This window comes from Aquipseudomonas alcaligenes NBRC 14159, assembly GCF_000467105.1.
In the GTDB taxonomy this organism is placed as follows: Bacteria; Pseudomonadota; Gammaproteobacteria; order Pseudomonadales; family Pseudomonadaceae; genus Aquipseudomonas; species Aquipseudomonas alcaligenes.
Map to the genome: position 1 here is coordinate 111,785 of NZ_BATI01000021.1, position 12,443 is coordinate 124,227.

A 12,443-nucleotide genomic window follows, 5' to 3' on the forward strand; every position below is an offset into this window, starting at 1 on the left:
TACAAGAAATTTGACTTGTACAAGAAATCATTCAAGATAAGTTGTACATCAACCACCACTTGTACAACTTGCCATGAACGAAGCCAAAATCAGAATCGGCATCAGCGCCTGCCTGCTCGGAGCGCCGGTGCGCTACAACGGCGGACACAAGCGCTCGACTCTGTGCACCGAGGTGCTCGCCGAACATTTCGAGCTGGTTCCGCTCTGCCCGGAGATGGGCATGGGTCTTGGCACGCCGCGCCCGACCATCCGCCTGGTCGGCGAGCCGGAAGCGCCGCGCGCACTGATGCCCCAGGAGCAGGATCGCGACGTCAGCGAGGCGCTGCGTGCCCAGGTCGATCGCGTACCGGCCGGTCTCAGCGGCTTCGTGCTGATGCAGAAATCACCGTCCTGCGGCCTGCACCGGGTAAAACTGTACAGAGATAACGGTCATCTGGCCGAAAAAGGCAGCCGCGGCATCTTCGCCGCCGCCCTGCATGCCCGCTACCCGGAGCTGCCGCTGGAAGAGGAAGGCCGCCTGCACGACCCGGTGCTGCGTGAAAACTTCCTCAACCGCGTGTTCGTCCACGCCCGCTGGCAGCGCCTGCTGGCCGATGGCATCAGCCGTCAGGGGCTGATCGACTTCCACGCCCGCCACAAATACCTGCTGATGGCCACCCACCCGCAGCAGCAGAAGGCCCTTGGTCGTCTGCTGAGCCACCTCGGCCAGCAGGACCTGCACGAGCTGGCCACCCGCTATTTCCGTGAGCTGATGAGCGCCCTGAGCCGCCCGGCCACCCGCGGCACCCACAGCAATGTGCTGCAGCACCTGAGCGGCTACCTGAAACAGCACCTGGGCAGTGCCGAGCGCGCCGAACTGCAGCACCTGATCACCCAGTACCGCGGCGGCGTGATCCCACTGGTGGTGCCGCTGACCCTGCTGCGCCATCACTTCAACCGCCACCCCGACGCCTACATCGCACGCCAGGACTACCTGCGCCCCTATCCGGACGCGCTCAGCCTGAGGAATTCGATTTGAGCGCGGCCCTCGACTACCAGCAGGCGCTGGCCCAGGGCTACCTGCCGATCCGTGAAGTGGCGCGCGGCACCGGGGTCAACCCGGTCACCCTGCGCGCCTGGGAGCGGCGCTATGGCCTGGTGGTGCCCTACCGCACGGCCAAGGGTCATCGCCTGTATGCGCCCGAGCAGATCGAGCGCATCCACCAGGTGCTGACCTGGCTCAACCGTGGCGTGGCCGTCGGCCAGGTACGCGAGCTGCTGGAGCAGAACGAGCCGCCCGAGATGATCGTCAGCGGTATCTGGGACGAACTGCGCCAGGCCATGCTGCACAGCATCACGCACCAGGCCGAGCGCAGCCTGGATGAAGCCTTCAACCGCGCCCAGTCGCTCTACCCGCCCGGCGTGCTCTGTGCCCAGCTGCTGCTGCCGCTGCTGGCCGAGCTGGACCGGCGCTGGCACGACCTGCCGTTCGGCGCGCAGCTGGAGCAGGTGTTCTGCCATTCCTGGCTGCGCAGCAAGCTCGGCGCCCGCCTCTATCACGACAATCGCCAGCGTGGCGCCGCGCCGCTGCTGCTGGTCAACCTGTCGGACAGCCACTTCGAACCGGGCCTCTGGCTGTGCGCCTGGCTGCTCAACGGCGCCGGCTGCCCGGTGCAGGTGCTGGACTGGACGGTGCCGCCCAGCGAGCTGGTGCAGGCCGTCGACCACATCGCGCCGCGCGCGCTGCTGCTGTACTCCGGGCAGGCCCTGGCCGCGCCGCTGCGCCACCAGCTGCCGCGCCTGGCCGAAGCCTGCGCCGTGCCGCTACTGCTGGCCGGCCCCGCCGCCACCATTCATCACGATGAACTCCAGCTGCTGCAGGGCCTCAACCTTGCCGCCGATCCGCTGCAGGCCGAACAGCGCCTGCGCGAACTGGACCTGCTGGAGGATGCCCCATGCGCCAGCTGATCTGGCTGCGCAGCGACCTGCGCCTGCATGACAACACCGCCCTGAGCGCCGCCATGGCTGCCGGTCCGACCCTGGCGGTGTACCTGATCAGCCCCGAACAGTGGCGCGAGCACGACGATGCGGCATGCAAGGTCGACTTCTGGCTGCGCAACCTGGCCGCCCTGCACACCCAGCTGGCCGCACTCAACGTGCCGCTGCTGGTGCGCCAGGCGCCGCACTGGCGCGACGCGCCGCAGGTGCTCGGGGCGCTGTGCCGCGAACAGGCGATCGATTGCGTGTGGGTCAACGAGGAATACGGCATCAACGAGCAGGCGCGCGACCGCGCCGTGCAGCAGCACCTGCGCCAGCAGGGCGTGAATCTGCGGTCCTGCCTGGACCAGCTGTTCTTCGCCCCCGGCAGCGTGCTGACCCAGGCCGGCAACTACTTTCAGGTCTACAGCCAGTTCCGCAAGGCCTGCTACCGCAACCTGCACACCGCCATCCCGCCGCTGGTGCCGACGCCGCAGCCACAGGCCGCGCTGCCCGTCGCCAGCGACCCGCTGCCGCTGGCAGTGGACGGCTTCGCCACGCCCGCGCCGGCCCTGCGCGAGCTCTGGCCCGCGGGCGAGGACGCGGCCCTGCGGCGCCTGGCCGACTTCGCCGAGGAACGCATGGCCTGGTACCAGGAGCGCCGCGACTTTCCCGCCATCGATGGCACCAGCCAGTTGTCGCCCTACCTCGCCGCCGGCGTGATCTCGCCGCGCCAGTGCCTGCATGCCGCCCTGCGCATCAACCAGGGCGAATTCGACAGCGGCAACCCCGGCGCGGTCTGCTGGGTCAATGAACTGCTGTGGCGCGAGTTCTACAAGCACATCCTGGTCGGCTACCCGCGGGTATCGCGGCACCGTGCCTTCCGCCTGGAGACCGAGGCCGTGCCGTGGCGCGATGCACCGAAGGACCTGGAAGCCTGGCAGCAGGGCCGTACCGGCATCCCCATCGTCGATGCGGCGATGCGCCAGCTGCTGGCCACCGGCTGGATGCACAACCGCCTGCGCATGGTGGTGGCGATGTTCTTCACCAAGAACCTGCTGCTCGACTGGCGCCTGGGTGAGCGCTTCTTCATGCAGCACCTGATCGACGGCGACCTGGCCGCGAACAACGGCGGCTGGCAGTGGAGCGCCTCCACCGGTACCGATGCGGCGCCCTACTTCCGCATCTTCAACCCGATCAGCCAGTCGCAGAAATTCGACCCGGATGGCCACTTCATCCGCACCTGGGTGCCGGAGCTCGCCGGGCTGAACAAGCGCGACATTCATGATCCTTCGGCCATGGGCGGCCTGTTCGGTATGGCCGAGTACCCGCGCCCCATCGTCGATCTGGCCCGCTCGCGCGAACGCGCGCTGCAGGCCTTCAAGAACCTGCCTTCCGCGGAGATGAGTGATGTCTGATTTCCTGCGTCGCTTCGCCACCGAGTTCGCCGCGCTCGACGCCAGCAACCTGGCGCGCCTGGGCGAGCTGTACAGCGACGACGTGCTGTTCCGCGACCCGCTGCACGAGGTCCGCGGCCTGCCGGCGCTGCAACGCTACTTCGCCGAGATGTATGCCAACGTCGGCCGTCTCGACTTCGACTTCCACGGTTTCGACCAGGTGTGCGACGGCGAGGGCTACCTGCGCTGGACCATGCACTTTCGCCACCCGCGCCTGCGCGGCGGCGCGCCGATCAGCGTCGACGGCTGCTCGCACCTGCTGTGGTGGGACAAGGTCTACCAGCACCGCGACTATTTCGACGCCGGTGCCATGCTCTATGAACACTTGCCGCTGATGGGCGGCGTCATCGCCTGGCTGAAACGGAGGTTGGCATGAGCAGACGTATCTGGTTGACCGGCGCCAGCAGCGGCATCGGCGCCGCCCTGGCCGAAGTGCTGTTGCAGCAGGGCCACCGCCTGGCCCTCAGCGCGCGCAATGCCGGCGCCCTGCATGCGCTGGCCGAGCGCTACCCCGGCCAGGTGCTGCAGGCGCCCGGCGACCTCACCGACCCCGAGCAGGTGCGCGCCATTGGCGAACGCATCGGCGAGCACTGGGGCGCGCTGGATCAGGCCATCCTCAACGCCGGCACCTGCGAGTACGTCGATGTGCAGGACTTCCAGGCCGCCATGGTCGAGCGGGTGATGCGCGCCAACCTGTTCTCCGCCGCCCACTGCGTGGAAGCCGCCCTGCCGCTGCTGCGCCAGGGCGAGCGCCCGCACCTGGTGGCGGTGTCCAGCTCGGTGACCTTCCTGCCGCTGCCGCGCGCCGAAGCCTACGGCGCGTCCAAGGCGGCCATGAGCTACCTGTTCGACACCCTGCGCGTCGACCTGGCCGCCGAAGGCATCGCCGTCACCCTGGTCAGCCCCGGCTTCGTCGACACCCCGCTGACGCAGAAGAACGACTTCCCCATGCCGATGCGCTGGCCGGTGGAAAAGGCCGCGCGGCACATCGCCCTGAAACTGGACCGGCAGCCCTACCACATCGCCTTCCCCGGTCCCTTCATCGCCATCCTGCGCCTGCTCGGCAGCCTGCCCAAGGGCCTGCAGCTGGCACTGGGCAAACGACTCTCCCGCACGGAATCGCACTCATGAAAATCGCCATCGTCGGCAGCGGCATCGCCGGCCTGACCTGCGCCTACCTGCTGCAGCGCCAGCACCAGATCACCCTGTTCGAGGCCAGTGACTGGGTCGGCGGCCATACCCATACGGTGGATGTCGAGGTGCAGGGCCAGCCCTTCGCCATCGACACCGGCTTCATCGTGTTCAACGACTGGACCTACCCCAACTTCATCCGCCTGCTGGACCAGCTCGGCGTCGCCTCGCAACCCACCGAGATGAGCTTCTCGGTGCATGACCCGGCCAGCGGCGCCGAATACAACGGCAACAACCTCAACAGCCTCTTCGCCCAGCGCAGCAACCTGTTGCGCCCGGCCTTCTGGGGCATGCTGCGCGACATCCTGCGCTTCAACCGCGAGGCCCAGTTCGACCTCGCCGAACAGCGCATCGCCGCCGACCTGACGCTCGGCCAGTACCTGCAGCAGCGCGGCTATGGCCAGCGCTTCATCGACCACTACATCGTGCCGATGGGCGCGGCGATCTGGTCCATGTCGCTGGCCGACATGCTGCAGTTCCCCCTGCAGTTCTTCGTGCGCTTCTTCAAGAACCACGGCCTGCTATCGGTCAGCGATCGCCCGCAGTGGCGGGTCATTTCCGGCGGCTCGCGCAGCTACGTGGCGCCGCTGAGTGCCGGCTTCGCCGAACACATCCGCCTGAACTGCCCGGTGCAGCGCGTGGAGCGTGATGCCGAAGGCGTCACCCTGCACAGCGCGGCCGGCGTCGAGCGTTTCGACAAGGTGGTGTTCGCCTGCCACAGCGACCAGGCGCTGGCCCTGCTGGCCACGCCGAGCGCCGCCGAACGCGACATCCTCGGCGCACTGCGCTACGCCGACAACGACGTGGTGCTGCACACCGACACGCGCCTGCTGCCCAAGCGGCCGCTGGCCTGGGCCAGCTGGAACTACCGCCTCGGCGGGCCGGTGGGCCAACCGGCGGCGGTGACCTACAACATGAACATCCTGCAGGGCATCCGCAGCGCGACCACCTTCTGCGTCAGCCTCAACCAGACCGACGCCATCGACCCGGCGCACATCCTCGGCCGCTACCGCTACGCCCACCCGCAATACAGCCTCGACGGCCTGCGCGCCCAGGCACGCTGGCAGGAACTGCTCGGCGAACAGCACAGCTACTACTGCGGCGCCTACTGGGCCAACGGCTTCCATGAGGACGGCGTGGTCAGCGCCCTGCGCGTCGCCGAAGCCTTCGGGGAGCGCCTGTGAACAGTGCGCTGTACCAGGGCTGGGTGAGCCATCGGCGGCATCTGCCGCGTGGCCACGCCTTCCGCTATCGCATCGGCCTGCTCTACCTCGACCTGGCCGAGCGCGATGCCGTGCTCGGTCTGTCGCCGCTGGCCGGTCACTCGCGCTGGGCGCCCTTCACCCTGCGCGAAACGGATTTCCTGCCGCAGTTCACCACCCGGGGCGTGGCCCTCGCCGACGCCGTGCGCCAGTGCGTGGCGCGCGCCCTGGGCGAGGCGCCGCGCGGGCGCATCTGCCTGCTGGCGCAACCACGCAGCTGGGGCCTGGCGTTCAATCCGGCCAGCTTCTTCTACTGCTTCGACGAGCAGGAGCGGCTGGTGGCGATCCTCTGCGAAGTCAGCAACACGCCCTGGCGCGAACGCTACCACTACGTGCTGCCGACCCACGCCGAAGGCGAATCGCGCCACCGCGTGGCCAAGAGCTTCCACGTCTCGCCCTTCCTGCCGCGTGAACTGGAATACCGCATGCGCTACAGCCAGCCCGGCGAGCGCCTGATGGTGCACATGGAGGACTGGCAGGGCGCCGACAAGCTGTTCGAGGCCGGCCTCGGCCTGAGCCGTGTCGAACTCAACCGCGCCAGCCTGCATCGCCACCTGCTGGCCTTTCCCTGGATGAGCGCCAAGACCGTGCTTGGCATCTACTGGCAGGCGCTGCGCCTGCTGCTCAAACGCACCCCGATCTTTTCCCACAGCGCCGCGGACGGAGAATTCCGCAGCGCCCATCTGGAGCCCCGCCATGAAGAGTCCTGACCTTACCTCCGCGAAAACCAGCGTGCGCGCCGGCAACGGTATTGGCGCCAGCCTGCTCAAACGCGCCGTGCTGCGCCAGCTCGGCCAGCTGCACCATGGCCAGCTGGCGATCATCGAGGATGGCGAGCGGCAGACCTTCGGCCGGGCCGGCTCGGTGCTGCACGCGGAAATCCAGGTACAGGATGCCGCCGTCTGGGCGATGGTCGCCGGCAACGGCTCGATCGGCGCTGGCGAGGCCTACATCCACGGCTACTGGACCACGCCGGACCTGACCGCGGTGATCCGCATCTTCGTCGCCAACCTCGATGTGCTGGATGGCATGGAGCGCGGCCTGGCCCTGCTCGGCCGGCCGCTGCTGCAGGGCCTGCACTGGCTCAACCGCAACACCCGGCAGGGCTCGCGCAAGAACATCGCCGCCCACTATGACCTGGGCAACGAGCTGTTCGAGCAGTTCCTCGACCCGACCATGATGTACTCGGCGGCCATGTTCCAGGGCGCCGACGACACGCTGGAACAGGCACAGCTGAACAAGCTCGAGCGCATCTGCCAGAAGCTCGACCTCAAGCCCGAAGACCACCTGCTGGAAATCGGCACGGGCTGGGGCAGCATGGCCCTGTATGCCGCCAGCCACTATGGCTGCCGCGTGACCACCACCACCCTGTCGCGCCAGCAGTACGAGTACACCCGCCAGCGCATCGCCGAACAGGGCCTGGAAGACCGCGTGACCTTGCTGCTGGAGGACTACCGCGACCTGCGGGGCCAGTACGACAAGCTGGTGTCGATCGAGATGATCGAGGCCGTCGGCCATCGCTTCCTGCCCACCTATTTCAAGCAGTGCGCGCACCTGCTCAAGGACGACGGGCTGATGCTGCTGCAGGCCATCACCATCCGCGACCAGCGCTACGAGCAGGCGCGCAAGTCGGTGGACTTCATCCAGCGCTACATCTTCCCCGGCGGCGCCCTGCCCTCGGTGAACAAGATGTTGCAGGTGATCAGCACCGAGACCGACCTCAACCTGCATCACATGGAGGACTTCGGCCTGCACTACGCGCGCACCCTGCGCCTGTGGCACGACAACCTGCGCCAGGCCCGTCATCGCCTGGAGCAGATCGGCTACGACGACTACTTCTACCGCCTGTGGGAGTTCTACCTGTGCTACTGCGAGGGCGGCTTCCTCGAACGCACCATCGGCACCGCCCAGCTGCTGCTGGCCAAGCCCGGCGCGCGCCCGGCGCCGCTGCTCGGCCACTTCGGCGCCTGAGCCCACGCCCCTCTCCCTGCACGGGGAGAGGGCCCTCCCCGCCACGCAGAGCCTCGCTGCCCATGCTCACCGCTCCCCGCTCGCTGATTCTCAACGCCGTGCTGTTCCAGGTCGGCTGGTTCGCCTGCATCTTCGGCGCCCGGCACCCCTGGCTGCTGGCGGTGGCCCTGGCCTGCCTGGTCGCGCATTTCCTCTGGGTCGCCAGCTGGCGCACCGAGGGCCGCCTGGTGGCCAGCGTGACGCTGTTCGGCTGCGCGCTGGACAGCTTCCTGCTCAACCTCGGCGTGTTCGACTTCGTCGGCGACAGCCCTCTGTTGCCGGTCTGGCTCGCCCTGCTGTGGGCGCTGTTTGCCACCACGCTGAATCACAGCCTGGCCTGGAGCGCCCGCCCCTGGTGGCTGAGCAGCCTGCTCGGCGCGCTGGCCGGGCCGCTGTCCTACCTGGCCGGCGCGCGCCTGGCGGACGTCGGCCTGCCCCTGGGGCAATGGCCGACCCTGCTGCTGCTCTCGGCAGTCTGGGCGGCGGTGATGCTGGTGGTGCACGGATTCGCGGGGGTGTACCGGCTGCGTGCCCGCCAGATCGGCTGATCAGCACGTTCAGCAACGGTTCAGCCAGGGTTCAGCAGGCGTTCAGCGAGCGGCACGTACTCTGTAGCCATCTCCAAGATGTCCACGAGGACCTAGCCATGCAACGCTTCCCGACCCTGCTGCTGACTGCCAGCCTGAGCACCGTTCTGCTGCTGAGCGGCTGCGCCTCCAACCTCAACGGTTCCACCTATTCGCGCGCCGATGCCCGCGCCGTGCAGACGGTGCGCCTGGGCACCATCGAGTCGCTGCGCCCGGTACAGATCGAAGGCACCCGCACGCCGATCGGTGCCATCGCCGGCGCCGCGGTGGGCGGTATTGCCGGCAGCGGAGTCGGCGGCGGCCGTGGCAGCAGCATTGCCACCGTGCTCGGCGGCGTAGCCGGCGGCATGGCCGGGGCGGCAGCCGAGGAAGGCCTGACGCGCAGCCAGGGTGTGGAGATCACCGTGCGCGAGGACGACGGCAACCTGCGCGCCTATGTGCAGGAGGTCGACCCAGCCCAGCAGTTCCGCGTCGGCGACCGCGTGCGCATCGCCTCAGTCAACGGCGCCAGTCGCGTCACCCTGTAAGGCATGGCCGTGGTCGGCCGGATGAGCAGGCCGCGCGGGACTGCCGTACACTGCGCGGCCATGAGCACCATTCCCCACCTGCAACTTCCAGCCGACGATGCCAGCTGCAGCAACTGCGCGGCCTGCTGCTGTCAGCTGGAAGTCATGCTGATCACCAAGACCGGCGTACCGCAGCGCTTCATCACCACCGACGCCTGGGGCGGCGAAGTGATGCACCGCCTGGACGACGGCTGGTGCGCAGCGCTGGACCGCGACAGCATGCGCTGCACCATCTATGAGGTGCGCCCGCTGATCTGCCGCGAATTCGAGATGGGCTCGGCCGAGTGCCGTGACGAGCGCCAGGGCATGACCGCCATCTACCGCTGAACATCAGCCACAAAAAAGCCGGGCCCAGGCCCGGCTTTATCACATCCCGTGTTGCTTAGAAGCTCGTGCGGTAATGCAGGGTGTAGGCTTCGACGCCGTCGTTGGGCTGCTTGATACCCGCGTTGGAGTAGTGCAGCGCGCGAATGCCGACCTCCTGGCCGGAGAAACGCAGGCCGGCACCGAGACGATCCTCGAACTGGAAGGACGAGCCCAGGTCGTTGTCTTCCAGGTCGGTATCGGCGAAGGCGGCGACGCCGATACCGGCCTCGATGTAGGGCTGCACGCTCTCGCCGGCGAACTCGTAGACAAATACCGGGCTGAACGACAGGCTGTGGTTGCTCGACGTCTCGTCACCGTCCCAGTAGGTGTAGCCGGCATCCCAGTAGCCGGTCAGGCGGCCGACACTGCTTTGCCACCAGCTGGTGTCCCAGTTCCACTGGGCACCGAGGCGGTAGACCATGTTGGAGTCGCCGCTCTGACCGATGGCGGCGGTGAAGTCCACGGCCTGCGCGGACAGGCTCCCCAGCGCAAGGGCCGCCGCAGCGGCCAGAGAAAGGATCTTTTTCATTTTTACGTCCTGTACGGAAATGAAACGGCGATAAAGGCGCACAAAAGAGTATAGAAATTGCCGCCCCGAAGGAAAGCCGCCGCCCCGCCTTCAGGGCAGCGCCAGCACCGCCGGGGCCTCGCCCCAGAGCGCCGGCAACACCCGGGCCAGCTGTTCCGGCGCGGCGCTGGACCAGAACTGCGCACCGCCCTCACCCTCCGCGGCCAGCAGGCCGCGCTCGGCCAGCAACTGTTCCAGGCGCCGCGCCACCGCCGCGCCGGTATCGACCAGGCTGACGGACGCCGGCACCAGCTCGCGCAGCAGCGGCTTGATGAAAGGGTAGTGGGTGCAGCCAAGGATCAGCGTGTCGCAGCCCTCGGCCAGCAGCGGCTCGACCCAGCCCTGCAGCAGCGCGCGGGTGCGCGTGCTGTCGAGCTCCCCGGCCTCGATCTGCTCGACCAACCCCGGGCAGGGCTGGGTGATCACCCGCACGTCGGCGGCGAAACGATCCAGCAGCGCGGCAAACTTAGCACTCTTCAGCGTACCGGTGGTGGCCAGCACGCCGACCACGCCGCTGCGGGTCGCCGCCGCGGCCGGCTTGACCGCCGGCTCCATGCCGACGATGGGCAATACGGGGTAGCGCTCGCGCAACTCGGCCACCGCCGCGGCGGTCGCGGTATTGCAGGCCAGCACCAGCGCCTTGGCGCCCTGGCCGAGGAGAAACTCGGCGATGTGCTGGCTGCGCGCGCGGATGAACTCCGCGCTCTTCTCGCCGTAGGGCACATGGCCGCTGTCGGCCACGTACAACAGCGACTCATGCGGCAGGCGCGCGCGGATCTCGCGCAGCACCGAGAGGCCGCCAACGCCGGAGTCGAACACGCCGATCGGTGCCTGGCTCATGGCCGCCCTGCGCACACGCTGCACGCTGCATCGCGCTTGACCCGAAGCTCGCGGAAGCGCGAGCCCAGCGCATCGATCAGCAGCAGGCGACCGACCAGCGGCTCGCCGAAACCGGCCAGCAGCTTGAGCGCCTCCAGTGCCTGCAGGCTGCCGACCAGGCCCACCAGCGGGCCGACCACGCCAGCCTCGCTGCAGGTCAGCTCGGCCTCGCTGCCATGGCCATACAGGCAGTGGTAGCAGGGGCTGGCCGCATCGCGCGGGTCGAACACCGCGAGCTGGCCCTCCAGGCGGATTGCCGCGCCGGACACCAGCGGCTTGCCGGCAGCCACGCAGGCGGCATTGACCGCCTCGCGGGTGGTGAAGTTGTCCGAGCAGTCCAGCACCAGGTCGACTGCGGCCACGGCGGCGGCCAGCGAGTCCTCGTCCAGTGCCGCACGGTGCGGCAGCAGCCTGATCTGAGGATTGATGGCAGTCAGGCGCGCAATGGCCGAATCGACCTTGCTCACGCCGATCTGACGGCTGTCGTGCAACACCTGGCGCTGCAGATTGGTCAGGTCGACCGTGTCGAAGTCCGCCAGGTGCAGCTCGCCGACACCGGCGGCGGCCAGGTACAGGGCCACCGGCGAACCCAGGCCACCGAGGCCGACGATCAGCACGCGGCTCGCTTTCAGCTTCAGCTGCCCGGCCACATCGATCTGCGGCAGCAGTATCTGCCGGCTGTAGCGCAGCAGCTCGTCGTCGTTCAGTTCCAGGCTCATGGCGTCCATCGTCCCAGGGAAATGCGTTGGTGGCCGCCGAGGTCGCGGCGGCTGTCCACGGCGGTGAAACCGGCAGCGGCCAGCAGCTCGCGCACCGCCTCGGCCTGATCATAACCATGCTCCAGCAGCAGCCAGCCGCCGGCCTGCAGATGCCGGGGCGCCTGGGCGATGATCTGGCGGATATCGTCCAGCCCGTCGACGCCGGCCACCAGCGCGCTGAGAGGCTCGAAGCGCACATCGCCCTCGCCCAGATGGCGGTCGTCCGCGGCAATGTAGGGCGGGTTGCTGAGGATCAGGCCGAAGCGCTCGCCGGCCAGGCCGTCGAACCAGCTGCTCTGGCGAAACCCGGCGTTGCCCAGCTTGAGGCGCTGGCGATTGCGCTCGGCCAGCGCCACCGCCTCGGCGATGCGATCCACTCCGATCACCTGCCAGCCGCCACGCTCGCTGGCCAGGGCCAAGGCGATGGCGCCGCTGCCGGTGCCCAGGTCGAGTACCCGCTGCGGGGTGGCGGGCGCCAGCTGCAGGGCGGTTTCCACCAGCAGCTCGGTGTCGGGGCGGGGAATCAGGGTGTGCGGCGCGACCTCCAGGTCCAGGCTCCAGAAGCCCTGGTGACCGAGGATATAGGCCACCGGCTCACCGGCGCGGCGGCGTTCGAGCAGGGCAGCGAAAGCGGCCAGCTGTTCGGCACCCGGCTCATGCTCGGGCCAGGTGCGCAGGTAGCTGCGCGGCTTGCCCAGGGCGGCGGCCAGCAACAACTCGGCATCCAGCCGCGCCGTCGGCGAGGCGGGCAGGTCGGCGCTGTCGAGCAGGGATTGGATGGTGGCCATGCGGAGGTCTCCTCTCCCCTCTCCCATTTATGGGAGAGGGGCTGGGGGAGAGGGC

At 68.5% G+C, this 12,443-nt stretch carries 15 protein-coding genes; 11 read left to right on the plus strand and 4 right to left on the minus strand.

Annotation, left to right across the window (positions count from 1 at the left end; translation table 11 throughout):
- Positions 1-73 precede the first annotated feature (73 nt).
- The 11 genes from PA6_RS13485 to PA6_RS13535 all read left to right on the plus strand — a co-directional run bounded on the left by PA6_RS13485 (position 74) and on the right by PA6_RS13535 (position 9,356).
- Positions 74-1,018: a YbgA family protein gene (locus tag PA6_RS13485; RefSeq protein WP_021701485.1), complete on the plus strand. Its 945-nt coding sequence runs from the start codon at positions 74-76 to the stop codon at positions 1,016-1,018.
- Positions 1,015-1,947: a MerR family transcriptional regulator gene (locus PA6_RS13490; protein WP_021701486.1), complete on the plus strand. Its 933-nt coding sequence runs from the start codon at positions 1,015-1,017 to the stop codon at positions 1,945-1,947. Before PA6_RS13485 ends, PA6_RS13490 begins: the two co-directional genes overlap by 4 nt.
- A complete protein-coding gene (gene phrB, locus PA6_RS13495; protein WP_021701487.1) occupies positions 1,935-3,374 on the plus strand; it encodes a deoxyribodipyrimidine photo-lyase in 1,440 nt (479 codons plus the stop codon). The genes PA6_RS13490 and phrB overlap by 13 nt, the downstream gene beginning before the upstream one ends.
- Complete coding sequence (locus PA6_RS13500; RefSeq protein WP_021701488.1) at positions 3,367-3,789, plus strand: nuclear transport factor 2 family protein; 423 nt, start codon at positions 3,367-3,369, stop codon at positions 3,787-3,789. Before phrB ends, PA6_RS13500 begins: the two co-directional genes overlap by 8 nt.
- On the plus strand, positions 3,786-4,544 hold the full coding sequence (locus PA6_RS13505; RefSeq protein ID WP_021701489.1) for an SDR family NAD(P)-dependent oxidoreductase: 759 nt from the start codon (positions 3,786-3,788) through the stop codon (positions 4,542-4,544). The genes PA6_RS13500 and PA6_RS13505 overlap by 4 nt, the downstream gene beginning before the upstream one ends.
- A complete protein-coding gene (locus tag PA6_RS13510) occupies positions 4,541-5,788 on the plus strand; it encodes an NAD(P)/FAD-dependent oxidoreductase (RefSeq protein WP_021701490.1) in 1,248 nt (415 codons plus the stop codon). Before PA6_RS13505 ends, PA6_RS13510 begins: the two co-directional genes overlap by 4 nt.
- Positions 5,785-6,576: a DUF1365 domain-containing protein gene (locus PA6_RS13515; protein WP_021701491.1), complete on the plus strand. Its 792-nt coding sequence runs from the start codon at positions 5,785-5,787 to the stop codon at positions 6,574-6,576. Before PA6_RS13510 ends, PA6_RS13515 begins: the two co-directional genes overlap by 4 nt.
- Positions 6,563-7,837, plus strand: a complete 1,275-nt coding sequence (locus PA6_RS13520) for an SAM-dependent methyltransferase (protein WP_021701492.1) — start codon at positions 6,563-6,565, stop codon at positions 7,835-7,837. Before PA6_RS13515 ends, PA6_RS13520 begins: the two co-directional genes overlap by 14 nt.
- A gap of 62 nt (positions 7,838-7,899) precedes the next feature.
- Positions 7,900-8,424, plus strand: a complete 525-nt coding sequence (locus PA6_RS13525; protein WP_021701493.1) for a DUF2878 domain-containing protein — start codon at positions 7,900-7,902, stop codon at positions 8,422-8,424.
- 98 nt (positions 8,425-8,522) lie between these two features.
- Positions 8,523-8,990 carry an outer membrane lipoprotein gene (locus tag PA6_RS13530; RefSeq protein ID WP_021701494.1) on the plus strand — a complete coding sequence of 156 codons (468 nt, stop codon included), beginning with the start codon at positions 8,523-8,525 and terminating at the stop codon, positions 8,988-8,990.
- Between the two features lie 60 nt (positions 8,991-9,050).
- A complete protein-coding gene (locus PA6_RS13535; RefSeq protein WP_043216678.1) occupies positions 9,051-9,356 on the plus strand; it encodes a YkgJ family cysteine cluster protein in 306 nt (101 codons plus the stop codon).
- A 55-nt stretch (positions 9,357-9,411) separates the two neighbouring features.
- On the opposite strand, the gene PA6_RS13540 is transcribed toward PA6_RS13535, so the two are convergent.
- From PA6_RS13540 to prmC, 4 genes are all read right to left on the minus strand, one after another.
- Complete coding sequence (locus PA6_RS13540; RefSeq protein ID WP_021701496.1) at positions 9,412-9,924, minus strand: acyloxyacyl hydrolase; 513 nt, start codon at positions 9,922-9,924, stop codon at positions 9,412-9,414.
- Between the two features lie 90 nt (positions 9,925-10,014).
- The gene (murI, locus tag PA6_RS13545) at positions 10,015-10,803 is read right to left on the minus strand and encodes a glutamate racemase (RefSeq protein ID WP_021701497.1); all 789 of its coding nucleotides are present in this window, start codon (positions 10,801-10,803) and stop codon (positions 10,015-10,017) included.
- Complete coding sequence (locus tag PA6_RS13550) at positions 10,800-11,561, minus strand: molybdopterin-synthase adenylyltransferase MoeB (RefSeq protein ID WP_021701498.1); 762 nt, start codon at positions 11,559-11,561, stop codon at positions 10,800-10,802. The genes murI and PA6_RS13550 overlap by 4 nt, the downstream gene beginning before the upstream one ends.
- Positions 11,558-12,388, minus strand: a complete 831-nt coding sequence (prmC, locus tag PA6_RS13555; RefSeq protein ID WP_021701499.1) for a peptide chain release factor N(5)-glutamine methyltransferase — start codon at positions 12,386-12,388, stop codon at positions 11,558-11,560. The genes PA6_RS13550 and prmC overlap by 4 nt, the downstream gene beginning before the upstream one ends.
- Positions 12,389-12,443: the final 55 nt, after the last annotated feature.

Coding starts and splice junctions, on each gene's coding strand:
- PA6_RS13520 (WP_021701492.1), top strand. CDS start 6,563: ATGAAGAGTCCTGACCTTACCTCCGCGAAAACCAGCGTGCGCGCCGGC.
- PA6_RS13500 (WP_021701488.1), top strand. CDS start 3,367: ATGTCTGATTTCCTGCGTCGCTTCGCCACCGAGTTCGCCGCGCTCGAC.
- PA6_RS13525 (WP_021701493.1), top strand. CDS start 7,900: ATGCTCACCGCTCCCCGCTCGCTGATTCTCAACGCCGTGCTGTTCCAG.
- PA6_RS13510 (WP_021701490.1), top strand. CDS start 4,541: ATGAAAATCGCCATCGTCGGCAGCGGCATCGCCGGCCTGACCTGCGCC.
- PA6_RS13505 (WP_021701489.1), top strand. CDS start 3,786: ATGAGCAGACGTATCTGGTTGACCGGCGCCAGCAGCGGCATCGGCGCC.
- PA6_RS13550 (WP_021701498.1), bottom strand. CDS start 11,561: ATGAGCCTGGAACTGAACGACGACGAGCTGCTGCGCTACAGCCGGCAG.
- PA6_RS13535 (WP_043216678.1), top strand. CDS start 9,051: ATGAGCACCATTCCCCACCTGCAACTTCCAGCCGACGATGCCAGCTGC.
- PA6_RS13485 (WP_021701485.1), top strand. CDS start 74: ATGAACGAAGCCAAAATCAGAATCGGCATCAGCGCCTGCCTGCTCGGA.
- PA6_RS13530 (WP_021701494.1), top strand. CDS start 8,523: ATGCAACGCTTCCCGACCCTGCTGCTGACTGCCAGCCTGAGCACCGTT.
- phrB (WP_021701487.1), top strand. CDS start 1,935: ATGCGCCAGCTGATCTGGCTGCGCAGCGACCTGCGCCTGCATGACAAC.
- PA6_RS13540 (WP_021701496.1), bottom strand. CDS start 9,924: ATGAAAAAGATCCTTTCTCTGGCCGCTGCGGCGGCCCTTGCGCTGGGG.
- prmC (WP_021701499.1), bottom strand. CDS start 12,388: ATGGCCACCATCCAATCCCTGCTCGACAGCGCCGACCTGCCCGCCTCG.
- murI (WP_021701497.1), bottom strand. CDS start 10,803: ATGAGCCAGGCACCGATCGGCGTGTTCGACTCCGGCGTTGGCGGCCTC.